The organism is Pseudomonas songnenensis (genome assembly GCF_003696315.1).
Classification (GTDB): domain Bacteria; phylum Pseudomonadota; class Gammaproteobacteria; order Pseudomonadales; family Pseudomonadaceae; genus Stutzerimonas; species Stutzerimonas songnenensis.
This window is the reverse complement of the sequence record NZ_RFFN01000003.1, coordinates 524,665-547,511: the sequence shown is the minus strand read 5'-3', so window position 1 is coordinate 547,511 and position 22,847 is coordinate 524,665. Positions and strand designations below refer to the sequence as shown.

Annotated in this window: 27 protein-coding genes; 22 read left to right on the top strand and 5 right to left on the bottom strand. The window is 64.1% G+C overall.

From position 1 onward, the window contains the following. Nucleotides 1-78: 78 nt before the first annotated feature. The 10 genes from flgM to EA798_RS11170 all read left to right on the top strand — a co-directional run bounded on the left by flgM (nt 79) and on the right by EA798_RS11170 (nt 7,427). A complete protein-coding gene (flgM, locus tag EA798_RS11215; protein ID WP_122098989.1) occupies nt 79-354 on the top strand; it encodes a flagellar biosynthesis anti-sigma factor FlgM in 276 nt (91 codons plus the stop codon). Continuing rightward, nucleotides 351-791 carry a flagella synthesis protein FlgN gene (locus EA798_RS11210; RefSeq protein WP_015278797.1) on the top strand — a complete coding sequence of 147 codons (441 nt, stop codon included), beginning with the start codon at nt 351-353 and terminating at the stop codon, nt 789-791. Before flgM ends, EA798_RS11210 begins: the two co-directional genes overlap by 4 nt. Before the next feature lie 470 nt (nt 792-1,261). After that, nucleotides 1,262-2,533, top strand: coding sequence for a flagellar filament capping protein FliD (gene fliD, locus EA798_RS11205; protein ID WP_122098988.1), 1,272 nt, complete (start codon nt 1,262-1,264; stop codon nt 2,531-2,533). Beyond that, on the top strand, nt 2,533-2,928 hold the full coding sequence (fliS, locus tag EA798_RS11200; protein WP_014595430.1) for a flagellar export chaperone FliS: 396 nt from the start codon (nt 2,533-2,535) through the stop codon (nt 2,926-2,928). Before fliD ends, fliS begins: the two co-directional genes overlap by 1 nt. After that, entirely contained in the window at nt 2,912-3,229 is a 318-nt protein-coding gene (locus tag EA798_RS11195; RefSeq protein ID WP_106156554.1) for a hypothetical protein, read from the top strand. The genes fliS and EA798_RS11195 overlap by 17 nt, the downstream gene beginning before the upstream one ends. Next, entirely contained in the window at nt 3,226-4,383 is a 1,158-nt protein-coding gene (locus EA798_RS11190; protein ID WP_244221269.1) for a flagellar hook-length control protein FliK, read from the top strand. Before EA798_RS11195 ends, EA798_RS11190 begins: the two co-directional genes overlap by 4 nt. 36 nt (nt 4,384-4,419) lie before the next feature. Further along, on the top strand, nt 4,420-4,869 hold the full coding sequence (locus EA798_RS11185) for a flagellar basal body-associated FliL family protein (RefSeq protein ID WP_122098987.1): 450 nt from the start codon (nt 4,420-4,422) through the stop codon (nt 4,867-4,869). An 11-nt stretch (nt 4,870-4,880) separates the two neighbouring features. Then, nucleotides 4,881-5,615, top strand: coding sequence for a FliA/WhiG family RNA polymerase sigma factor (locus tag EA798_RS11180; RefSeq protein ID WP_015278791.1), 735 nt, complete (start codon nt 4,881-4,883; stop codon nt 5,613-5,615). 4 nt (nt 5,616-5,619) lie between these two features. Beyond that, nucleotides 5,620-6,492 carry a flagellar motor stator protein MotA gene (gene motA / locus EA798_RS11175; RefSeq protein WP_106156547.1) on the top strand — a complete coding sequence of 291 codons (873 nt, stop codon included), beginning with the start codon at nt 5,620-5,622 and terminating at the stop codon, nt 6,490-6,492. After that, a complete protein-coding gene (locus EA798_RS11170; RefSeq protein ID WP_106156545.1) occupies nt 6,489-7,427 on the top strand; it encodes an OmpA family protein in 939 nt (312 codons plus the stop codon). Before motA ends, EA798_RS11170 begins: the two co-directional genes overlap by 4 nt. Before the next feature lie 54 nt (nt 7,428-7,481). Here EA798_RS11170 and EA798_RS11165 read toward each other — a convergent pair whose 3' ends face one another. The 4 genes from EA798_RS11165 to flgA all read right to left on the bottom strand — a co-directional run bounded on the left by EA798_RS11165 (nt 7,482) and on the right by flgA (nt 10,970). After that, nucleotides 7,482-7,964, bottom strand: coding sequence for a hypothetical protein (locus EA798_RS11165; protein ID WP_106156543.1), 483 nt, complete (start codon nt 7,962-7,964; stop codon nt 7,482-7,484). After that, the gene (locus tag EA798_RS11160; RefSeq protein WP_122098986.1) at nt 7,961-8,791 is read right to left on the bottom strand and encodes a transcriptional regulator; all 831 of its coding nucleotides are present in this window, start codon (nt 8,789-8,791) and stop codon (nt 7,961-7,963) included. Before EA798_RS11160 ends, EA798_RS11165 begins: the two co-directional genes overlap by 4 nt. Before the next feature lie 370 nt (nt 8,792-9,161). After that, on the bottom strand, nt 9,162-9,998 hold the full coding sequence (gene lafA / locus EA798_RS11155; RefSeq protein WP_122098985.1) for a lateral flagellin LafA: 837 nt from the start codon (nt 9,996-9,998) through the stop codon (nt 9,162-9,164). Between the two features lie 171 nt (nt 9,999-10,169). Continuing rightward, nucleotides 10,170-10,970 carry a flagellar basal body P-ring formation chaperone FlgA gene (gene flgA, locus EA798_RS11150; protein WP_167462938.1) on the bottom strand — a complete coding sequence of 267 codons (801 nt, stop codon included), beginning with the start codon at nt 10,968-10,970 and terminating at the stop codon, nt 10,170-10,172. A gap of 86 nt (nt 10,971-11,056) precedes the next feature. On the opposite strand from flgA, the gene flgB reads away from it, so the two are divergent. Genes flgB through EA798_RS11090 form a run of 12 tightly spaced genes read left to right on the top strand, consistent with a single transcriptional unit; the run spans nt 11,057 to nt 21,569 of the window. Further along, nucleotides 11,057-11,422 (top strand): flagellar basal body rod protein FlgB, encoded by a 366-nt coding sequence (gene flgB, locus EA798_RS11145; protein ID WP_122098984.1) that lies wholly within the window; start codon nt 11,057-11,059, stop codon nt 11,420-11,422. Beyond that, nucleotides 11,422-11,850 carry a flagellar basal body rod protein FlgC gene (gene flgC, locus EA798_RS11140; RefSeq protein ID WP_014595442.1) on the top strand — a complete coding sequence of 143 codons (429 nt, stop codon included), beginning with the start codon at nt 11,422-11,424 and terminating at the stop codon, nt 11,848-11,850. Before flgB ends, flgC begins: the two co-directional genes overlap by 1 nt. Further along, on the top strand, nt 11,850-12,515 hold the full coding sequence (locus tag EA798_RS11135; protein ID WP_106156534.1) for a flagellar hook capping FlgD N-terminal domain-containing protein: 666 nt from the start codon (nt 11,850-11,852) through the stop codon (nt 12,513-12,515). The genes flgC and EA798_RS11135 overlap by 1 nt, the downstream gene beginning before the upstream one ends. Nucleotides 12,516-12,565: 50 nt before the next feature. Then, complete coding sequence (flgE, locus tag EA798_RS11130) at nt 12,566-13,756, top strand: flagellar hook protein FlgE (RefSeq protein WP_122098983.1); 1,191 nt, start codon at nt 12,566-12,568, stop codon at nt 13,754-13,756. Nucleotides 13,757-13,765: 9 nt separating this feature from the next. After that, entirely contained in the window at nt 13,766-14,494 is a 729-nt protein-coding gene (locus tag EA798_RS11125) for a flagellar basal body rod protein FlgF (RefSeq protein ID WP_122098982.1), read from the top strand. Between the two features lie 14 nt (nt 14,495-14,508). After that, nucleotides 14,509-15,294, top strand: a complete 786-nt coding sequence (flgG, locus tag EA798_RS11120; RefSeq protein ID WP_014595446.1) for a flagellar basal-body rod protein FlgG — start codon at nt 14,509-14,511, stop codon at nt 15,292-15,294. Next, nucleotides 15,294-15,962 (top strand): flagellar basal body L-ring protein FlgH, encoded by a 669-nt coding sequence (flgH, locus tag EA798_RS11115; RefSeq protein ID WP_015278779.1) that lies wholly within the window; start codon nt 15,294-15,296, stop codon nt 15,960-15,962. Before flgG ends, flgH begins: the two co-directional genes overlap by 1 nt. 13 nt (nt 15,963-15,975) lie before the next feature. Beyond that, entirely contained in the window at nt 15,976-17,088 is a 1,113-nt protein-coding gene (locus tag EA798_RS11110; protein WP_106156528.1) for a flagellar basal body P-ring protein FlgI, read from the top strand. Nucleotides 17,089-17,096: 8 nt separating this feature from the next. Beyond that, nucleotides 17,097-18,209 (top strand): lytic transglycosylase domain-containing protein, encoded by a 1,113-nt coding sequence (locus EA798_RS11105; RefSeq protein WP_106156526.1) that lies wholly within the window; start codon nt 17,097-17,099, stop codon nt 18,207-18,209. Beyond that, on the top strand, nt 18,206-19,585 hold the full coding sequence (gene flgK, locus EA798_RS11100; RefSeq protein WP_122098981.1) for a flagellar hook-associated protein FlgK: 1,380 nt from the start codon (nt 18,206-18,208) through the stop codon (nt 19,583-19,585). Before EA798_RS11105 ends, flgK begins: the two co-directional genes overlap by 4 nt. A 21-nt stretch (nt 19,586-19,606) precedes the next feature. Then, complete coding sequence (gene flgL / locus EA798_RS11095) at nt 19,607-20,515, top strand: flagellar hook-associated protein FlgL (protein WP_122098980.1); 909 nt, start codon at nt 19,607-19,609, stop codon at nt 20,513-20,515. A 16-nt stretch (nt 20,516-20,531) separates the two neighbouring features. Continuing rightward, on the top strand, nt 20,532-21,569 hold the full coding sequence (locus EA798_RS11090) for a hypothetical protein (protein WP_122098979.1): 1,038 nt from the start codon (nt 20,532-20,534) through the stop codon (nt 21,567-21,569). Nucleotides 21,570-21,580: 11 nt separating this feature from the next. Here the strand turns inward: EA798_RS11090 and EA798_RS11085 are convergent, their stop codons facing one another. Continuing rightward, on the bottom strand, nt 21,581-22,774 hold the full coding sequence (locus tag EA798_RS11085) for a lactonase family protein (protein ID WP_122098978.1): 1,194 nt from the start codon (nt 22,772-22,774) through the stop codon (nt 21,581-21,583). Nucleotides 22,775-22,847 lie beyond the last annotated feature (73 nt).

Here is a 22,847-nt window from a genome sequence, read left to right as displayed (position 1 = left end):
ATGCAGATGAAAGTCGATTTAATAACTTGCCGATGATGGTCGCCTGTTTGGCTGTAACCACCGAGTTGGAATGAAATCATGGAAATCAGCCGGCATTTCAAGCCCGCCCTGACACCGGCCGCCGAGGCCAGCACCAATCGCCAGCCCGCCGCACGGCCCACGGCTGAGGTGCTGGTGCGCCAGCCGGCCAGCCTGCCGCTGGAGCAGATGCATGACGCCCTGCGCGCCATGCCGGAAATCGACCTCGACCGGGTTGCGGCCATCAAGCAGGCCCTGCAGCGCGGCGAAATCTCCAGCGATCCTGCCGAACTGGCCGGCAGCATGCTTGCCTACCATCGCGGAAGCGATGCGTGAACCAGCGCGACAAGCTGCTCGCGGTCGTTGCCATCGACCTCGAGCAGGATTGCGATGACTACCTGGCCCTGCGTGACCTGATGCAGGCGCTCTACGCGTTCCTGCTCGAACGCGACAGTGTAGAGATCGATCGACTCAATCTGCAGATCACCACGCGCGTCGAAACCATCGGTGCACGGGCCCAGCGGCGGGCGAAGGTGCTGAGTGCCTTTCGCCTGCAGGCCGATGCCGATGGCATGCAGCGCCTGCTTGGTTCTTACCCGGACGAGCAGGCAGTGCGTCTGCGGCAGTCCTGGCAGCAGCTCGGCGTGCTGGCCAGCCAGTGCCAGCAGATCAACGAGCGCAACGGCAAGCTGCTTGCCATGCATCACGAGATCCTCGGCCAGCTGCTGGCTGGCAGTCATGACGCACGGCTCTATCAGCCGCAGATGTACTGACACCCGCGCGGCGTGATCCCCGCGTTTCTCCGCTTCCCGCCGATTGCCTCTGCCTCTGCCTTCGTCGGTGAGCTTGCTCACGCATGCTGTTGGCGCTGCGACCGGGCGGTTCGCCAGCCGCTAGCCTTTCTGCTGGCCACGGGCGCCTCGGCTCCTGCATTGCCCGACCCTTCGGGCGCACTCCAGCGTCCTGCCCGGGTTTCCTCACATGAGCGCAGCTCCCGAGCGGGACAGCCGGGCGATCGTCCCATCGATATTTTCGGCGCGCCTTAGCGTTGCCTCCGTATTCGTCGCCTTTAACCAGAGAGATTGCGCCATCCGGTCAGGCGGAAACGGCATTTCCCCGTTTCCTCATAAGACTGCCAGGCGGAAGTGCTTCTTCTGCGCCACTTGGCGTAAAGCGCTTGTAAATCAATGGTTTGTGAATTGGCACTCAACTTGCTCTACAGAGCACAGGAAGGGGATCGGTAATGGCGATAGATTCGAATTACATAAAGCAGATGTCGACGCAGCTGGCGACCTACGAAGTTCAGTCTTCGCTGGACCGGCTCAATCGCAACGAAAGCAACTACAAGACTCAGCGTGATGCGCTGAGCAAGTTGCGCACCTCCCTGACGACCTTCAAGTCGGCCGTTTCCGGGTTGAAGACCGGCAAGGCGACCATGCTGGTCAACAGCGCCACCACCAGCCAGGAGGGCTATGTCAGCGCCACGGTCGGTGCCAAGGCGCAGGCCGGCAGCTATCAGTTCTATGTCGAGCAGCTGGCCAGCAAACAGCAGGTGGCGGTGCAGGGGCTGGTCGACGGCAGCCTGAGCGGCACGCTGACGCTCAAGGGGCAGGATTTCGATCTGAGCGGCTACGCCACCCTCGAAGACGCGGCAAAGGCCATCAATGCCACTGCCGACCTCGGCGTGCAGGCCACGCTGGTGCGCAGCAACGGCCAGGTCAACCTGGTGCTGACCAGTGCCGAAAGCGGCGCCGCCAATGCGTTCGCCATTTCATTGAGCCCCGATTCGAGCGGCACGACCACCGATCTGTCAGACGCGGCCGATGCGCGTATTCGCATGGGCGGCAGTTACGGTGTTGGTGGTATCGAGCTGACCAGTTCGAGCAACACCTTCGACAATGTCATCGAGGGCGTCAGCCTGTCGGTCAGCAAGGTGCACAAGGACGGCGATCCGGCGCTGACGCTGACCATCGACCAGGACAAGAGCGCCACCAAAGGCAAGGCGCAGAGCTTCGTCGACGCATTCAATGCCCTGATGACCAGCTTCGACTCGCTGACCGCCAGCGGCAGCGACAGCAGCGCCCGTGGTGCACTGGCGGGTGACTCCAGCGTGCGCGCCATCGAAGGCCGCCTGAACACCCTGCTGCGTACCGACTTCGGCGGCAACAGCCTGATCAATTTCGGTATCAGTGCCGATCGCAACGGCAAGCTGACCATCGACACCGCACGCTTCGAAGCAGCCGTGGCGAAGGACCCGGCCGGGTTCGAGGCACTGTTCACCGGCAAGGACAACCTGCTCGACAGCATCGACAAGACCGTCGCCAGCTACACCAGCACCACCAACGGCATGCTGAAGAACCGCATGGACACGCTGGACATGAACCTGCGGCGTACCAACGAGCAGTTCGACAAGCTGCAGCAGCAGTATGACAGCCACTACTCCCGCTACCTCAAGCAGTTCACCTCCATGATGCAGACCATGCAGAGCATGGAGCAGACCTTCGGAATGTTCTGATGACCTACCTTCCCAACGACAGTTACGACAGCTACCGCTCGGTGGACCTGGAGGCGCGCGCCGCTTCGGCATCACCCTATGAGCTGGTGCTGGTGCTGATGGATGGCCTGCTCGACGAGCTGGCCCGTGCGCGTGGCCACATCGAGCACAAGCGCTATCAGCAGAAGGGCGCCTCGCTGGAAAAGTGCATGAACATCCTCAACGGCCTCAACGGCGCCCTCGACGAAGAGAACGGCGGTGAGGTCGTGCAGGGGCTGGCGCGGCTTTACGAGTACTGCATCTACCGACTCTCCGACGTCAGCGTGACGCTGTCGCTCGACGGTCTGGACGAGGTGGTGAACCTGCTCGGCACGCTGCGTGAAGGTTGGGAGGGCGTCAGTGCCGCACGCAAGTGACGAGCAGCGCCTGCAAGCCTTGCACGAGAGGCTGGCGGCGGCATTGCAAAGCCAGGACTGGCGCGCCGTCGGTGAAACCGATCAGGCGATCCGGCAGTGCCTGGAACAGTTGCCGCGAGAGGCACACGCATCCGTGCAGAGCGCCAGGCAGCAGCTCAAGCGTTTGCATGGCCAGGCCTTGAAGGCCTGCGCCGAGGAATGCGAGCGCCTGCGCCTGCTGCTGGTGAATCACCTCGAGTACGCCGAAGGGCGCTCGGCTTATCAACGAGTCGACATGTATCAGGCGAGGAACGGCGAGTGATCCAGTTGATCCCGGCTTCGGCCTCGACCGCTGCCACGGCACAAGCGTTGACGCAACCGCTGCGTCCGGCCTCGCTGAGTGGCCATGCGGCCGCGCGAGCGGCCGAGGACCGGTCCGGTCTCGGCGCGGATTTCAATGCGCGCATGCTGAATGCTGCCGTTGAGCTGGATATGGAAGCGCTGCAACAGCCCGTGGCCGGGCAAGAAATGCTGCCGCCGGCGCCAGCCGAACCCGTTGCCCAGGCGAGCGGCGACGAAGTGGCCGAGCAAGGGCCGGTCGAACAGTGGCTGCTGGGGATGCTCGATCAGCAGCAGGTGCAGGTTCAGGCGCGAGAGGCAGCGGTTCACCCGGGTTGGCCAGTGGCGCCACAGCAGGCAGCCGCTGAAGCGGAAGGTGAAGCGGAAGGTGAAGCCGCTGGCGTCGCCGAAGCACGGCTGCAGGGCCAGGTACCCCTGTGGCCCCTCGAGTTGTCCGGTCGGCAGACGGCTGATCCGATCACTGACCGGCCGATGCCTGCTGCTCTGGCCATACGTCCAGTCGTTGAGCCAGGGGCTGCGCTGAATCTGTTGGCAGCCGGCGCAGCTGCACGTGATCCCGGTGCAGAGCTGCCAGAGCGACTGGTGGAGCTCGGCGGTATTGATGAGGGCAGCCAGTCGGCAGCGCTGTTGATCGAGCGTCCGGCAGGCGGTGTGACTCAGGGGGCCGAGCGCCTGCTCAGGCTGCAGGGCCCTGAGGCAAAGTGGGGCGAGCAGATGCTCCATGCCCTGCGCGAGCACGTCGAAATCCAGCTTCAGCAACGGCAGCAGAGCGCCAGCATTCGCCTGGACCCACCGGAGCTGGGCAGTCTGGAAATCCATCTCAGCCATGAGTCCGGTCGTCTCAGCGTGCAGCTCAGCGCAGCCAATGCCGATGTCGCGCGGCTGCTGCAGCAGACCAGCGACCGGCTGCGCCAGGAGCTGGTGGCGCAGCATTTCGTGCAGGTCAACGTGCAGGTCGGGGCCGATGGGCAGTCCGGCCGACAGGATCGGCCGCAGCAGTTGCCAGACAGTGACGAGGTGCTGGCCGCGGCAGCCGGATCTGCAGGCGCGCCAGCGGCATTGGCTGACGGCAAGCGTTCGGCTGGTCGCGGCAGTGATGTGCTGGTCACGGTCTGACCGGCTCAACTTCAACTACAGGATTGTGAATAGGTTATGTCGACGCCCCGTCTGGTTCTTCTGATGCTGCTACTCAATGTCGTCACCGTTGCCGGCGGGGTCGGTGCCGCCTACTGGTTGCTCAAGCCGGGCATGAGCGGTGGTGAGGTGGTCGCGGAAACCATCGAGCCGATGGAGTACCAGTTCTATCCGGTCTCAAAGGTGATCGTCAGCCTGCGCGGGGAGGGCCGAGAGCGCTATTTCGTGCTCGACTTGGCGCTGCAGGCGGAAGCCTCGGACGAGCCGAAGAACTTCGAGCAGGTCGAACCGCTGGTGCGCAATTCGGTGGTCAGCTACCTCTCCGGCCTCGAATTCGCCGACCTGCGTGCCATGCCGATCGGCGAGTTGCAGACCCGTCTGGAGGAAGCGCTGTTTGCCGACTTCGCCAGCAAGAACGCAGTGGTGCCGTTCCGGCACGTACTGGTCAACAAGATGATCGTTCAGTAAAGGCCCGCGCCATGAACGCCACCTGTTCCGTCGACTACTACGGCGCCAGCCCGGCCAGCCCTGCGCTATTCGCACCGGGCGCCGAGCAGCGCTGGCTGATGCAGTACCTGCCGCTGGTCAAGCGCATCGTGCGGCAGCTTTCGTTGCAGGCGAATCAGGTGCTCGACCGCGAGGACATGGAGCAGATCGGCATGATCGGGCTGCTCGAAGGCCTGCGTCGCTACGGCGAACCGGACGAGCAGTTCGGGCGCTTCGCCGCGTTGCGCATCCGCGGCGCCATCCTCGACGAGCTGCGCCGGCAGGATTGGCGCCCGCGTCAGGTCCGGCAGCAGGCGCACAAGGTGCGCGACGCGATTCGTGAACTCACCCGCCAGCTGGGCCACAGCCCAAGTGACGAGGAGATCAAGACGTTTACCGGGCTGGATGAAAAGGATTACCAGGCCTTCCTCTGGGCCGATTCGTCCGAGGCCATCGAGAGCCTGGACGAGCTGCTGCAGAGCGGCCATGAGCACTTCCCCGACACGGCGGAGCTGTTCGAGGAGCGGCTGCTCAAGGAGCGTCTGCTGGAGCAGGCGTTGAGCCGGCTGGACGAGCGCGAGCGACTGGTGCTGACGCTGTACTACCAGCACGAATTGAGCCTCAAGGAAATCGCCCTGGTGCTGGAAGTCAGCGACGCCAGGGTCTGTCAGTTGAGCAAGCAGGCGATCGGCAAGGCCTGTCGCTTTTTAACCGAGAGAAGTCAGTAACGTCATGCAGAAAGTATTAGGTGCGTTCATCATCATCGGTTGCGTGCTGGGCGGCTACGCCATGGCCAACGGCGACATGCGGGTGCTCTGGCAGCCCGCGGAGATCGTGATCATCCTCGGCGCCGCGATCGGCAGCCTGGTGGTCGGCAATCCCAAGGAAGTGCTGGTGGAAATGCTTTCGCAGATCCGCGGCGTGTTCATCTACGAACGCCGTGGCGAGGAGTTCCAGCGCCAGCTGCTGATGCTGCTCTATGAGCTGCTGGAAATGGTCGATGTGGGCGGCCTCAAGGTGCTCGACTCGCATATCGAGGAGCCGGAGCAGAGCGAGCTGTTTGCACGCTACCCGCTGATCCTCAAGGAAAAGAACCTGATGGCGTTCATCGCCGACAACTTCCGCCTGATGGCCATGGGCAAGATCACCGCCCACGAGCTCGAGGGCTTCCTCGAGCAGGAACTCGAGGCGATGGAGCATGCGCTGCTGCAGCCGTCGCGTTCGCTGTTCAAGATCGGTGAGGCGATGCCGGGGTTCGGCATCCTGGCGGCGATCATGGGCATCATCATCACCATGGGCAGCATCGGCGGTAGCGTCGCCGAGATCGGCGCCCATGTGGCCGCGGCGCTGGTCGGTACCTTTCTCGGCATCTTCTTCTGCTACTGCCTGATGGAGCCGCTCTCCAACGCCATGGGCCAGCGGGTCAAGACCGAGCTGTCGGCGCTTGAATGCGTGCGCACCACGTTGGTCGCGCATCTGGCCGGCAAGCCGACGCTGCTGGCGGTCGACGCCGGCCGCAAGCTGATCGAGCAGGACGTCAAGCCGGCCTTCCGTCAACTCGAGGTCTGGGTCAACCAGTACGAGGAAGAAAGGGACGCGGCATGAAGAGCCGAGGCAAGAGCGGCAACGAGCACGAGATCATCGTCCGCCGCCGGACCAAGAAGGGTCACGGCGATGAGCACGGTGGCGCCTGGAAGGTGGCTTTCGCCGACTTCACCCTGGCGATGATGGCGCTGTTCATGGTCCTGTGGATCATTCAGCCGCAGATGAACCTGACCAATCCGGCATTCGGCGATGAGGAAAGCAATCCCCTGGTCGATGGCGGTGCCGGCATTTTCGACGGCACCAGCACCTCGCCGCTGGAGCTCGATGGCGTACCAGTGCGGCAGGCGCGCAATGAGGATGAACCCGAGCGTCGGCGTGTCGAGAGCGATCGTGCCGCCGGGGAGTTGCCCGAGGAAGGCAGCCGCCGCTATGCCTCGACGGCCGAGTTGCAGGCGCTGGCAGCGTTGATGCAGGAAGTGGCCGGGCAGGTCGATGCGCTGGCCAATCTGGAAGTGGACGTGGTGCCCCAGGGCCTGCGCATCCTGATCAAGGACGACCAGCAGCGCTTCATGTTCCAGCGCGGCAGTGCCGTGCTCAACCCGCACTTCGCCCGGTTGCTCGGTGTGCTTGCCGGTGTACTGGCCAAGGTCGAGAACAAGCTGATCATCAGCGGCCACACCGATGCCACGCCTTACCGGCTGCAATCGGGCTATGACAACTGGAATCTTTCCGGCGATCGCGCCTTGCGTGCGCGCAATGTGCTGGTGAGTGCCGGCCTGCCGGGCCGCTCGGTGCTGCAAGTGACTGCGCAGGCGGATGTCATGCCGCTGCGTCCGGATGCACCGGAAGACGGAGCCAATCGACGGGTGGAGATTCTCCTGCTGACCGACTCGGCGGAGAACCTGTACAAGGAATTGTTCGGCGACAGCTACGGCAAGGTGCGCTTCACCGAGAAGGGCGCGAGCTACAGCGCTCCTGAGTCCGACGAAATCTGATTGCAACGCGTGTGGCTGCGCGCCCGCTGCAGGTTGTCTGGCGCAGCGGGGTTGTCAGAGCTGGGCCACCGCCGGTTCGGCGCAGTAGACCTGCTGGGTCTCGACGCCGTAAAGGCAGGCACCCACCTCTTCCAGGGTGATGCGGGCGCCTTTGTGCTTGCCATAGAACAGGTTGAAGATCAGCTCTTCGTCCAGTTCGTCGGTGCCGGCGATCCCGCTGATCTGGCCTTCTTCCACCACCAGCCGGGCGCGGCCGAGAAAGTCCGTTTCGACGCGGCCGGATGCCTCCACGATGGCCGGGCTGTTGCGCGTCATCGAATAAAAGCGCCCATCATTGAACACCACGCTCTGACTGACCTGTACCAATTGACCATTGCTAAGCAATACCTGGCCGGTAGAGGAATACCGACCATCGAGGTTGGCGCTGTAGTTGGTGGTGGTACCCATCGCAACGAAGGCCCATAACGCCAGCGCAGTCGGCACCATCACGCGCAGCAGGCGCTTGCTCGCCGTGCCGGTTTCGAAAGAAGCATTCATCGCAGACATCCTTGCAGTGTTTCATTCGGAATAGCGTTCACCTGGCTGCGGTGAACCTTCAGCCAGTTGATCCGGCCATCGTTTTGCAGGCAGCGCAGCTCATAGAAGCCCGGTGACATGTTCACGATCAGGCGACCCGGCCGCGAACTCATGCCGGCAACGCTGGCTACCAGCAGGCGGGTTTCCTGCATCATCCGGTCGAGCATCTGCTGGCTCTTTTCCACGTACAGCACTTCGAGCTGGCCGATGGAATGGGTATAGGTCAGCGAACCCTTGGGCGCATGCATGAAGCGGTAACCCAGGGCGACACATGCCAGGAACAGTGCTACCGCAGTGCCAAGCATCGTCGGGGCAAACCAGGCAGAGCGCTGCGGCATTTGAGGTGGGCGTTGTGCCGGAGCCGTGATCGGCTGTTCGATAGCTGTCGGGACCGGCGACAGCGGGGCCTTCTCGATGTTGACCAGGTAGTTCGGGTTGAACAGATAGCCCCGACGCGGCAACGTCTGGATGATCTGGCTGTCGGCATCGCCCAGAACCTGGCGCAGGGTATAGATCTGCTGGTTCAGGCTGCCTTGCCCGACCACCCGATCCTGCCAGGCGTAGCTGAGCAGCTCCTCGCGGGAAACGACCTCGCCAGGTACTTGCAGCAGGCGCTCCAGAACGCGGCTCCCGGAGAAGCCGAGGTCAACTTTTTCCACGTCATCGCCGTTGGATAGCGAGAGCTGATAGAGCGAGCGATCGAAGCGAGCCAGGCAGCCGTCACGGCCACTCTTCAGGAGCGGACAGACGGTGCCATCGGTGGCCTTCATGGTCAGAGATGAAGTCATGGTGCCCTGAGAAGCGAAAGGAAGTATCTGTGATCTGGAACAAAAGTTTACCGTGAACTGGTCGGCAGTATATTGGCGCCGTTATTTTGAACTTACAAGGGAACTAATCAAGGTGATAGCGGTCATGAATAATGGCTATTTGCCATCATTTGTCCCGACAGTGATGGCTCGCTAAGCGACCGATGATGCTGAAAGCCTTGGTTTAGAAGGGTTTGCGTGAATTTAAGCGAGCTGTATGCCGTTAAAATGACATCACTAGCCGTTGGTCGGATGGACATGAGAAAAAACTGAGATAACAAAAAAGCCCCGAACCAGTCGGGGCTTTTTTGGATGTATCGATTGGGTCGGCCATAGGCCAACCCGGCAGTCATCAGCCCAGCAGGCCCATGACCATGCTCGGCATCTGGCCGGCCTGCTTGAGCATGGAGATGCCGGACTGCATCAGCATGCTGTTCTTGGTCATGTTGGCGCTTTCCGAGGCGAAGTCGGCATCCATGATGCGACCCTTGGCCATCTCGGTGTTGTCCTTCATGTTGGCCAGGTTGTTGTTGGTGTGGTTCAGGCGGTTGATATTGGCGCCAAAATCCGCTCTCAGCGATCCGATGGAATTCAAGGCGCTTGCTAGGGTGTCGATTGCAGCGTTAGCGGCGGTCGTCAGGTCCAAAGTAGAGATGTCAGAGCCCAGCAGGCTATCAAGCGCGTCTGCTTTACCGGAAACGTCCACTACCATGGTTTCGGCTGTCGAGGCGCCGATCTGGAAGGTTACTGCGTCTGCGCCGAATTTGCCGGCACCGAACAGCGCTTCCCCTGCATATTTGGTGTTATCAAAGATGTTGGTGATTTCTTCGCTTAGAGCATCGAACTCTGCCTGAATGGCGGTGCGGTCGTCGGCACTGTTCGTATCGTTCGCGGCCTGAGTAGCCAGATCCTTCATGCGCTGGACGATGTCGGTCATCTCGTTCAACGCGCCTTCGGCGGTCTGCAGCAGCGAAACAGCATCGTTGGTGTTGCGCATGGCAACGCCCATGCCGCGGCTCTGGGCGTTCAGGCGGGTGGCGATCTGCAGGCCGGCAGCGTCGTCGGCGGCGCTGTTGATGCGCAGGCCGGTGCCCAGGCGCTGCTGGTTGGTGCCCAGGGCGTTGTTGGTCTTGCTCAGGTTGGTCTGAGTGATCAGCGAGGAGTAGTTGGTATGAATGGACAGGGCCATGTGAAAATCCTTCGTGCTAAGTGGGCTGTAGGAGCTGGCTTGACTGCCTGCTGAAGGGGTAAGGCGACAACCCACAAGGAAGGATTAAATCCTGGCGCCAAAATTTTTTTCCATCGCTCCCAATAGGCCTTTCAGCGCCCTTGCACGGCTCCTATCATTCGCGTTCGCCTGTTAGAACGTACTGGTCACCACGCCTTCTTCCACCACCTTGGCATCGATCACCTTGCCGCTGCGCACGTTGCGCACGCGGATCACTTCGCCCGGCTGCCCATCGCCCAGTGCTTCGCCGCTGGTGGAGGCTTCGATACCGTCGTGGCTGGCCACGATCTTTACCGGCTGGCCGCGCTTGACTGCCAAGGGCTGCGTCAGCAGCGACGGGGTGAGGGTCTGGCCGGCGCGGATGCGTCGTTTCGCGGCCATACCCTGCACCTCTTCCAGGCGATTGAAATAACCGCGCTGGGCCTTGCCGATATTGATCGGCTCGAGCCTGAGATCGTCACGCCCCAGCGTCTGCCCGCGCTCGATGATGCCCTGGGCATGCACGGCCGGTAGCCACACGCTGGGCTGGCTGGTGACGTCCAGGGTCCAGCCATTCGCATCAGCGCAGCTGATCGTCAGCCGTTGCCGCTCCAGCAGCGACGAGTTGCCCCCTGCATCGCGAACCTGCAGCGGCTGGTTACAGCGCGGCAGCCGCGCGGCACTGGCTGGCAGGCTGGTGTCGTGTCTCAGGCGTGCGCCCTGCCAACCCTGACGCTTCGCTTCGCGCAGCAGCGCATCGTTCAGATGCCGGTCGACGGCCTGGCGAATCTGCTCATCAGCACCGCCTTGCGCCCACACCAACCCTGGCAGCAACAGCAGTGCTGCCCAGGCGGAAGTTCGTTTTCCGCTTCCGCCTTCATGCTGCGTTCGATGCGGAAGGAGGGCGTTGAGCAGGCGCCGGTGTTTTGCGTTTTTTTTCAGTAAAAACAACATGTTACCTATTCGTTGGCAGGCCGGCACGAATGCTGCAGAAGCGATGGTCGGTTATCACACCGCTCATGCTTCAAGGGTATCGGCGAATGAGTATACGGATTGAAGACGCACTCGGCGTTCACGAACGGGCGCTGGGCTTGCGCATGCAGCGCAGCGAGATCCTCGCAGCGAATCTGGCCAACGAAGACACCCCGGGCTTCCAGGCCCGCGACATCGACTTCGGCGCCGAGATGCAACGCCTGGACGATGGCGTCTCGTCGCGCCTGAGCATCGCCGGCAGCGATCCGCGCATGCTCTATCGCGTACCGACCCAGGCTTCGCAGGACGGCAACACCGTCGAGCTGTCGGTCGAGCAGGCGCAGTTCTCGCGCAACTCCATGGATTTCCAGACCAGCCTGACCTTCCTGACCATGAAATTCCGTGGCCTGAAGCAGGCCATCGAGGGCCGCTGATGTCATTCGATTCCATCTACCGCATCGCCGGTTCGTCGATGAACGCGCAAACCGTGCGGCTGAACACCGTGGCCAGCAACCTGGCCAACACCGACTCGGCGGCGGCCAACCCGGCGGACGTCTACCAGGCGCGCAAACCGATGTTCGCCGCGGTGTACGAGAACAACTCGCTGACCCGCGGCGTCGGCCTGGGCGGCGCCCATGTGCAGGTGCTCGATGTGGTCACTTCCGGGGCCGAGCCCAAGCGCCGCTACGAGCCGGGCAATCCGCTGGCCGACGGCGAGGGCTACGTCTACTACCCCGACATCAACGAGATCGAGGAGATGACCGACATGATGTCGGCCACCCGCAGCTTCGAGACCGGTGTCGAGGTGCTCAACCGCGTCAAGAGCATGCAGCAGAGCCTGCTGCGCCTGGGAGAAGTCTGATGAGTAGCGTCAATTCCGCGCTGGACGCCAGCCTGGCCGGCAACAGCATCGATCAGGTCAAGCGCGCCGTGAATGTCAGCGACGCCACCACGATGGAGAACAACTTCATCAGCCTGATGGTCGCGCAGATCAAGTATCAGGACCCGACCAAGCCGGTCGACAGCACCGAGTTCCTCAACCAGTTCTCGGCGATGTCCCAGGTCAAGAGCATGGAGAACATGACCAGCCTGGCGCAGAACAACCTGGTACTGATGGACAACCTGCAGACGCTGACCGCTGCCGGCCTGGTCGGCCAGCAGGTGCGGGTGGCGGTGGACAGCCTGCAGCTGGGCACGCAGCCAGTGCAGGGGCAGTTCACCCTGGCCCACGCCTCCAACCGCACGGCCGTGGTACTGACCGATTCCAACGGCCTGAAGACCACCCTCGAGCTCGGCGCCCGCGCGCCCGGCCAGGTGCCGTTCGACATCGACCCGCAGCGCCTCGGCCTGCCGGCCGGCCAGTACAGCGTGGCGATCGAATCGGACAACGGCGAGTACCCGCAGGTGGAAGTCGCCGGTCTGGTCGGCAACGTGCGCGTCAGCGCCGAAGGCCCGGTGCTGCAGATCGACGGCGTCGGCTCGGTGCCGTTCTACAACATTCTCGAGTTCGGTGCCGGCCGCGCCTGAGCGCGGCGGCCAGCCACCGAACCTTCATCCAGCAGAGTCGAGACGCAACCATGAGCTTCAATATCGCCCTGACCGGCCTGTCCGCCGTCAACGAACAACTCAACACCATTGGCAACAACATCGCCAACTCCGGCACCGTGGGGTTCAAGTCCTCGCGCACCAATTTCGGCAGTCTGTATGCCGAAACCCAGGCCATGGGCGTGGAAGTGATCGGCACCACCCAGAGCATCAGCCAGGGTGGCGCGCTGACCTCGACCAACCGCACCCTGGACCTGGCCATTTCCGGCGGCGGCTTCTTCGTCACCCGCGCCAGCAACGGTGACATCGGCTACACCCGTGCCGGCATCTTCGGCACCGACAAGGACAGCTACATCACCAACAGCCTCGGCCAGCGCCTGCAGGGCTATCCGGCCGACGCCACCGGCAACCTGCAGACCGGCACTGTCGGTGACCTGCAGCTGCGCTCCGGCGGCATCCCGGCCCGCGCCACCGATGCGCTGAGCTTTGTCGCCAACCTGGACGCCAATCAGGAAGTCCCGACCGTGGCCTTCGACCCGCTGGCGGCGGGCAGCTACAACTCCACCTACACCACCAAGCTGTACGACTCCCAGGGCAAGGAACACACCCTGACCCAGTACTTCGTCAAGACCGCCGACAACAGCTGGAATGCCCACTACTACGTCGACGGCGCCGCCCTCGCTGGTGCGCCGCAGGCACTGACCTTCGACACCGCCGGCGTGCTCGCCACCCCGATCGGCAGCGTCGCCCTGGCCGCTCCGCTGACCGGCGGCGTGGCACCCCTGGCCATCCAGCTCGACTACAGCGGCACCAGCCAGTACGGCTCGGAATTCAGCGTCACCAACAACCGCGCCACCGGCTACGCAGCTGGCGAGCAGACCGGCATGAGCGTGGAGAAGGACGGCAAGGTCTACGCCAGCTATTCCAATGGCGAACGCATGCTCCAGGGCCAGGTGGTGCTGGCCAGCTTCGTCAACGCCGAAGGCCTGAAGAACATCAGCGGCACTGCCTGGACCGAAACCGCTGCCTCCGGCGCGGCAATGCTCGGCGCCCCGGGCGTCGGCCAGTACGGCACCCTGGCCTCCGGCGCGCTGGAGAGCTCCAACGTCGACCTCACCCAGCAGCTGGTTGGCCTGATGGAAGGCCAGCGTAACTACCAGGCCAACACCCAGGTCATTTCCACCAACAAGGAACTGACCCAGGTCCTGTTCAACGCAATCTGAGGCTGACCCATGGATCGCTTGGGATACACCGCGATGACGGCCGCCAGCCGCACGATGATGTCGCTGCAGGTGCGCTCGAACAACCTGGCCAACGTCAACACCCCCGGCTTTCGCGCCGACCTCGAACGCGCCCAGGCCGTGGCGGTGGAAGGCTACGGCTACGACAGCCGGCACATGGCGCTGATCGAGAACAACGGCGTCAGCCTGGCCGCCGGCCCGATGGTGGCCACCGGTCGCGAGCTGGACTTCGCGGTCAAGGGCAACGGCCTGATCGTGCTGCAGGACGGCGAAGGCGAGGCCTATACCCGCCAGGGCAGCATGCAGGTGGACGCCGAAGGCCGCCTGACACTCAACGGCCGTGCGGTGCTCGGCGAGGGCGGCCCCATCGTCCTGCCCGAGTACGACCGCATGGAGATCGGCAATGACGGCACCGTGTCGGTCATGGCCCCCGGCGACTGGATGATGGCCGAGGTCGATCGCATCCGTCTGGTCGATGTGCCGGCGGCCAATCTGATGAAGAACCAGGCCGGCCTGCTGGTGACCCGCGACGGCGAGCCGGCGCAGCCCAGCGAGGACGTGCGGCTGGCCAGCGGCTTTCTCGAGTCGAGCAATGTCTCGGCGATCGACGAGCTGGCCTCGACCATGAGCCTGAACCGCCTGTTCGAAACCCAGGTGAAGATGATGAAAGCCGCCGAGGACCTTTCCGACGCCGGCAACCGAATGATCCGCGGCAGCTGATCGGGAGATAACGCATGAATTCCGCACTTTGGGTCAGCAAGACCGGCCTGGCCGCCCAGGACAAGGCCATGGCCACCGTCGCCAACAACCTGGCCAACGTCAACACCAACGGCTTCAAGAGCGACCGCGCGGTCTTCGAGGACCTGTTCTACGTCATCGAGAAGCAGCCGGGCGCCCAGGCCGACGAGATCAACACCGTGCCGTCCGGCATCCAGCTGGGCAGCGGCGTGCGCGTCGCCGGCACACAGAAGGTGTTCACCGAGGGCAGCATCCAGACCACCGGCCAGCCGATGGATCTGGCCATCGTCGGCCGCGGCTTCTTCCAGGTCGAGGCGCCCAACGGCGACATCTTCTACACCGAGAACGGCCAGTTCCAGCTCAACGCCGAAGGCATGATGGTCAACGCCCAGGGCCTGCCGCTGAACCCCGCGATCGAAGTACCCGAAGGCAGCACCGGCTTCACCGTCGGCAGCGACGGCATCGTCACCGCCGTGCTGGCCGGCGACACCCTGCCGTCCGAACTGGGGCAGATCACCCTGGTCAACTTCACCAACCCCGGCGGACTGGAAGCGCTGGGCGGCAACCTGTACCGCGAAACCGTCGCCAGCGGCGAGCCGGTGGAAGGCGTGCCGGGCGAGGAAGGCCTCGGCCAGCTCAAGCAGGGCGTACTGGAAGGCTCCAACGTGCAGGTGGTGGAGGCCATGGTGGCGATGATCGCCATCCAGCGCGCTTACGAGGCCAACGCCAAGGTTCTCGATGCCGCCAGCGGCATGCAGCAGTTCCTCAACCAGACCGTGTGATGCCGATGAAGCCGATCGCCCTCCTGTTCGCCTTTCTGCTGCTCGGCGGCTGCGCCAGCTTCGACGAGCTGCTGCCGGACGAGGATTCCAGCGAGTACGAGCCCCTGGAACTCGACTACAGCCTGCCACCGACCACCGGCGGCGGTCTGTTCCGCTCCGGCTACGGCGGCTCGCTGGTCAGCGACCGGCGCGCGGTGCGGGTCGGCGACATTCTCACCGTGGTGCTGGACGAATCCACCCAGTCGAGCAAGAGCGCCGGCACCAGCTTCGGCAAGGAATCGAGCGTCGGCATCGGCGTGCCCACCGTGCTCGGCAAGACCTACCCGGACGTGGAAACCTCGGCTTCCGGCGAGCGCGAGTTCAAGGGTTCGGCCAAGAGCTCGCAGCAGAACACCCTGCGCGGCTCGATCGCCGTCAGCGTGCATCGCGTGCTGCCGAACGGAACGCTGCTGATCAAGGGCGAGAAGGCGCTGCGCCTGAACCAGGGTGACGAGTACATCCGCCTGACCGGTCTGGTGCGGATCGATGACATCAACCGCTACAACCAGGTTTCTTCGCAGAGCGTGGCCAACGCCAAGATTTCCTACGCGGGTCGCGGCGTGCTCAACGACAGCAATTCGGCTGGCTGGCTGACGCGATTCTTCGCGTCGCCGCTGTTCCCCCTTTAAGCGGTAGCTCCCAATGACTAGCCCCTTGCGCTCCGTGAAGCTGTTCTTCGCCTCCCTTGTATTGTGCTGGCAGCTGCCGGCGCAGGCCGTGCCGTTGATGGACCTGGTGGATATCGAGGGCATCCGCGGCAACCAGCTGATCGGCTACGGTCTGGTGGTCGGCCTCGATGGCACCGGCGACAAGAACCAGGTGAAGTTCACCAGCCACTCGGTGGCCAACATGATCAAGCAGTTCGGCATCAACCTGCCGGCCAACGTCGACCCGAAGCTGAAGAACGTCGCCGCAGTGACCGTTACCGCCACGGTGCCGCCGTCCTACAGCCCTGGGCAGAGCATCGATGTCACGGTCTCCTCGCTGGGCGACGCCAAGAGTCTGCGCGGCGGTCAGCTGCTGATGACCCCGCTGCAGGGCGTCGACGGCGAAATCTATGCCGTGGCCCAGGGTGCGCTGGTGGTCGGTGGGGTGAATGCCGAAGGTGCCAGCGGTTCCAAGGTGGCGATCAACACCTCCAACAGCGGGCTGATCCCCAACGGCGCGACGGTGGAGCGGATGATTCCCACCGACTTCACCGAGCGCCCGGACGTGATGCTCAACGTGCGTCAACCGAGCTTCCAGACCGTCACCCGCGTGGTCGATGCGGTCGATGGCTACTTCGGCAAGGGCACCGCCACCGCGCTCAATGCCACCAAGATCTCGATTCGTGCGCCGGTCACCAGCACCCAGCGCATGAGCTTCATGGCCATGCTCGAGCGTCTGGACGTCGAAGAAGGTCGCGTGCGGCCGAAGGTGGTGTTCAACAGCCGTACCGGTACGGTGGTGGTCGGCGAGGGCGTGCGCGTGAAGGCCGCCGCGGTGGCCCATGGCTCGCTGACCGTGACCATCAGCGAGCGGCCCCAGGTCAGCCAGCCCGGCCCCTTCTCCCAGGGCCAGACCGCCGTGGTGCCGCAATCGGACGTCGCCGTCGAACAGGACCGCAACGCCATGTTCAAGTGGCCTGAAGGCGCCAGCCTGGAAAGCATCATCAACACCATCAACAGCCTGGGCGCGACCCCGGATGACGTGATGAGCATCCTCCAGTCGCTGGAACGCGCCGGCGCACTGAACGCCGAACTGATCGTGATGTAAGGCCGCCCATGAGCATCGTATCCCTTCCCCAACACCTCAATGCCATGCGCGCGCGCCACGACGGTCCGAGCGCTGCGCGCCGCCAGCAGCTGGAGATGGTTTCCGAGCAGTTCGAAGCCATGTTCCTGCAGCAGATCCTCAAGCAGATGCGCAAGGCCGGCGACGTGCTGTCGGCCGGCAACCCGATGCGCAGCCGCGAGCTGGACACCATGCGCGACTTCTACGACGAGGTGCTCGCCGAAACCCTGGCCGGCAAGCGCCAGACCGGCATCGCCGACATGCTGGTGCAGCAGCTCTCCGGTGGTATCGACGGCACCGCGCCAGCGCCTGCCGCGCTCGGTCTGGCCAGTGTCGGGCAAGGCGGCCAGCATGCGCTGCGCGGCACCTGGCAGCGTGGCGTCGAAGCGCTGGACAGCGCCTGGGCGGCGGGCAAGGCGGGTTTTCGTGCGCTGGTGGACAGCGTCATCAAGCATGAATCCAGCGGCAACATCGCCGCCGTCTCGCCCAAGGGCGCCCGCGGCCTGATGCAGCTGATGCCCGGCACTGCCCGCGACATGGCCGCCGAGCTTGGTCTGCCCTTCGACGAAGCGCGGCTGACCAGCGATGCCGAGTACAACAAGCGCCTGGGCAGCGCCTACCTGAGCAAGATGCTCGAGCGCTACGACGGTCACCAGGCGCTGGCGCTGGCGGCGTACAACGCCGGCCCCGGCAAGGTCGACGAGTGGCTGAAGAACCATGGCGACCCGCGCCGCGGCGAGATCGATGCGGCCGGCTGGATCCAGAAAATCCCCTTTCAGGAAACCCGCGACTACACGCGCAACATTCTCAAGGACCTGCAGGCGGCCAACAGCCAGCCGCGCGAGCCGCAGGCCGCCGTGCAGGCATCCGGCTGGTCGCAGGCGGCGCAGGCGAGCCGCGCCACCGCCGAGCGCCTGTCGCGCGGTCAGTTGCTGGCGGTGGTGGAGGGCAAGCGCATCGGCGAGCCGCAGTCGGCATCCGCCGCGCTTAATGAGGCGCCTTTGGCAGTCGCCTTGGATAGACAACAGCCGGTTGTCGCTCGCCATCTCTCCGTGGCGTTCGCCCAACCGATCCGCATCGATTCGAAGGAAGCCCTGTCGTGAGTGTCTTGAGTCAGATTGGCTACAGCGGCGTACGCGCCTCGCAGATCGCCCTAACCGCGACCGGGCAGAACATCGCCAACGTCAACACGCCCGGCTTCAGCCGTCTGGCGCCGGAGATGCATTCGGTCGGCGGGCAGACCGCCACCAGTATCGGCGGCGGCGTGCAGGTCAGCAGCATCCGCCGGCTGTCCAACGATTTCCAGAACCAGCAGCTCTGGCGCGCCAGCACCGACAAGAACTACTACGGCACCAGCCAGCAGTACCTGACCGCGCTGGAAGGCCTGATCCACAGCGAAGGCTCCAGCGTCAGCGTCGGCCTGGACAACTTCTTCGCCGCGCTCAGCGAGGCCAGCTCCACGCCGGAATCCATCGCCCTGCGCCAGCAGATCATCGGCGAGGCCAAGCAGCTGGCGCAGCGCTTCAACGGCCTGAACGGCAACATCGGCACCCAGCTCAACGCCCTGCAGGGCCAGCGCGTGGCGATGGTTGCCGAGATCAACGGGCTGTCCGGCAACATCGCCGAGCTGAACGCGGAGATCCTCAAGATGGAGTCGGCCGGGCGCGATACCGCCACCCTGCGCGACTACCGCGAGAACCTGATCAAGGACCTCAGCCAGTACGCCGGTATCCGTGTGCAGGAAGTCGCCGACGGTACGCTGACCGTGTCCCTGGCCAACGGTCAGCCGCTGGTGGCGGGCACCACCGCCGGCCAGTTGCGGGTGGAGCAGAACCTGGCCGGCGAACAGGAGCTGACCCTGGTGTTCGCCAAGACCACCTTCCCGCTGGTGCAGGACGGCCTCGGTGGCTCGCTGGGCGCACTCTACGACATGGAATATGGCGCGCTGCGTCCGGCCCAGGCCGACCTGCACGACATGGCCGCGGCCCTGGCGCAGATGGTCAACGACACCCTCGCTGGCGGCTTCGACCTCAATGGCAATCCGGGCCAGCCGCTGTTCGTCCATACCCCTGGCAGCACCAGCGGCATGCTCGCAGTGACCGCGCTGACCCCGGAGCAGCTGGCCTTTTCTTCCGCCGGGCAGAGCGGCACTGGCGAAGTCGGCAACAACCAGAACCTGCTGGCGCTGCTGGAACTCAAGTCGGCCAAGGTCAACGTGGCCGATAGCGATGTACCGCTCAACGACGCCTACGCCGGCCTGGTCGGCCGCGTCGGCAGTGCCAGCCGGCAGAACAAGGCCGACCTTGCCGCCGCCACCGTCGTCGCCGAGCAGGCCCAGGCCCAGCGCGACAGCGTCAGCGCGGTGAACCTGGACGAGGAAGCGGTCAACCTGATGGCCTACGAGCAGGCCTATCAGGCCAACATGAAGGTCATCAGCACCTCCAACGACCTGTTCAACGCCGTACTGGCGATGTTCTGAGCCGACTGACGAGAAGACACCATGCGCATTTCCAACGCCCAGATCACCGCCATGATGCACGGCTCACTGAACAACAGCTCCGAGAAGCTCGGCAAGCTGATGCAGCAGATGGCCAGCGGCCAGCGCATGCTGGTGCCATCCGACGACCCGATCTCGGCGGTCCGCGTGCTGCGCATCCAGCGCGAGGAAGCCAGCCTGACGCAGTACCGCACCAACATCGCCAACGTCTCCGGCAACCTGTCCAAGCAGGAAGCCAATCTGAAAGCCGCCTCCGACAGCATGCTGAGCATCCGCGACCTGCTGCTGTGGGCGGCCAACGGCAGCAACACCGACGAGGACCTGTCGGCCATCGCCAACGAGCTGGAATCGCTGGAAAACACCGTGCTCAGCTTCGCCAACGTGCGTGACGAAGAAGGCCGCTACCTGTTCTCCGGTACCCGCTCCAACCAGCCGGCGATCGCCCTGGTTGGCGGTACCTACGTGCTGCAGGGCAACGACCAGCATCGCCAGGCGGCGGTGGCCAACGGCGTGCTGGTGGAAGAGAACGTCACCGCGGCGCAGATCTTCGGTGCCGGCGTCGGCATGCTCAACGAGCTGCGCAGCCTGGTGCAGACGCTCAAGGACCCGGCGCTGGATTCCACCGACCCGGCCGTGCGCGCGCAGATCACCGCGACCATGAACAGCCTGGACGACACCCACGGCAGGCTGCTCGGCGCGGTGACCGATCTCGGCGGGCGACAGAACACCCTGACCCTGCTCAGCAGCAGCAACGAGGACGTCTCGCTGGTGAACCAGAAGATCGAAGGCGAGCTGTCGCGTCTGGACTATGCCGGCGCCAGCATCGACCTGAACAATTACCAGCTGTCGCTGCAGGCCACGCAGAAGACCTATCTGAAGATCAATGGCCTGTCGCTGTTCGGCATGCTCTGAGGCGAGGAACGCTTGAATGAAGATTGGCAAGCCGCTACCCGCCGTCTCCGCCATCAACCCCCATGAACGCCGGCAGGCATTGCTTGCCGACGTGCCGCCGCCATCGCGCCGTCTGCCGGTGCCGGGCGATACCGCGCATGCGGAGGTCGCCAACAAGAAGAGCACCAGCTTCAGCCTGCAGCTCAATCAGCAGCTGTCTTCCATGCAGTCTGCGGAAAGCTACCTGAATGACCTGCATGGCCGGCTGTCGCAGCTCAAGCTCAGCCTCAGCCGCGAAATCAGCTCGCCGACCTCGAATACCGGGCCGGATGCGATTCGTCATGCCATGCAGGAGGTTGAGCAGCTGTTGCGTGAACGCAGCAAGCGCTCGGCCAATTCTCTGGATGCCACGCTGAAGCTGCGCCTGAGCGAGCCGGTGCGCAGTCGCTTCAGCCTGCAGGGCCTGGAGTCGCTCGAGGCCATTCGCCAGTCCGGTCGCGAGACGCTGCTGTTCAGTGGCGGCCGCCAGCTGGCCGAACCGGTGGCAGTGGTGCTCGATGACGACATGAGCGATGAGCAGATCCTGCGTCGCTTCAACGGCAGCCTCGGGCAGTCCGGCATTCGCGCCGAACTCGATGACAGTGGCCGGCTCAGGTTCTCGGCGCGAGAAAGCGACTGGCAGCAGCTCAAGGGCCAGTTGGCGGTGCAGGGCGAGGATAAGCTCTTTGCCAAGGGTCGCTTCCAGCGTGTGCAGAGTCAGGAAGAGCAGCTGCTGAAGTTTCCCGAAGAGCCGGCCCTGGATTCGCTGCGCGAACTGCGGCGTATGCTCGATACCGTGGTAGCCGGGCTGGAGAAGGTCGGCGCGCTGCGCGAGCAGCTCGGTCAGCGCCAGCGCGAGATCCGCGAATTTCTCGCGCAGCAGGCCGATGTCGACGAGCAGCAGTGGGCCAAGGACTTTTCCCACTCGGTGTTCAACCTGATGCAGCGCAGCCCTTCCAGCTACGCCGCGGTCACCCAGACAGTGGTGGCGCAGGCCAATATCAGCCGCTTCGCGGTGGTCAGCCTGTTGTCCTGATCCCTTCCTGCTCAGTTCGGCGCGAGCAGCTTGATGTCCGACGGTCGTCCGGCCGGCAAGGTCTGCAGCGTCTCGCCCAGCTCGCCACTGCCCGCATCGCGGCGTAGCACCACCAGTTCATCGCTCAGCTGATTGGCGATCAGCATGAAGCGCCCGTCCGGGGTGATGGCAAATTCCCGCGGTTCGCGGCCTTCGCTGGAGCGACGCTGGATTTCGCGCAACGTGCCGTCGGCCTCGATGGCAAACACGATGATGTGGTTGTAGTCGCCGCGGTCGCTGACATAGAGGAAGCGGCCGTCCGCCGAGGTATGGATCGCGCCGGGCGAATGACGCACGTCGCTACCGGCCTCTTTGAGGTCCAGCAATTGCCGGCGGGTCAGGGTGCCGTTCGTGTAGTCGAAGCTCGCCACCTGGGCGCTCAGCTCGAGGGCGAGATAGGCGTGCTTGCCATTGGGGTGGAACACCAGATGGCGCGGGCCGCTGCCCGCTGGCAGCTCGATGCTGGCCGGCTCGTCCGGCTGCAGCGGGCGCTCGGCATTGCTCGGGTCGTAGCGGTAGACGAATACCCGATCGGCGCCCAGGTCGCTGACCAGCAGGCGCTTGCCGTCCGGGCTCGGCACGGCGGAGTGCACATGCGCCGACTGCTGGCGTTCGGGGTGCACGCCGCTCGACTGATGCGCCAGCATCTGCGTGACCGGCAGCGGGTGGCCATCCTTGGCCAGCGGCATCACCGCCAGGCTGCCGCCAGGGTTGGGCCGCGAACCGTAATTGCTGATAAACAGATAGCGCCCGTCATGGCTGAGGCTGGCATGGGTCGGTTCATCGCCCAGACTGATGTTCTGCCCGATCAGCTGATGGTCGCCGGTGCTGTCGAGCTGCCAGGCGCTGACACGACCGACCGGATCTTCGTGGGCCGGACCGTTCTCGTTGGTGGCGTAAAGCCGGCCGCGCTCCTCATCCAGCACCAGCCAGGACGGGTTGTCGCTGGCGAGGGTTTGCACGGGCTTCGGGTCGATCTGCCCGGTCTTGGGATCGAAGCGCAGACGCAGGATGCCCGGGCTGTCGCTATCGTGTGTGTAGCTGCCGATGAGGATGTGCATATCGTCTGTCGCGGCTCGCGCACCGAACGCCAGCAACGCGCCGACCAGCAGGGCGGAAGCGAGACGAAGCAGTGTGGGCCGATTGCCCCTGGTCAATGTAGTCATGCGACTATGACCGCCATTGCTGCACAACGCTCCCGCAAGATACGCACTCAGAACATTACCTGACTATTACGGT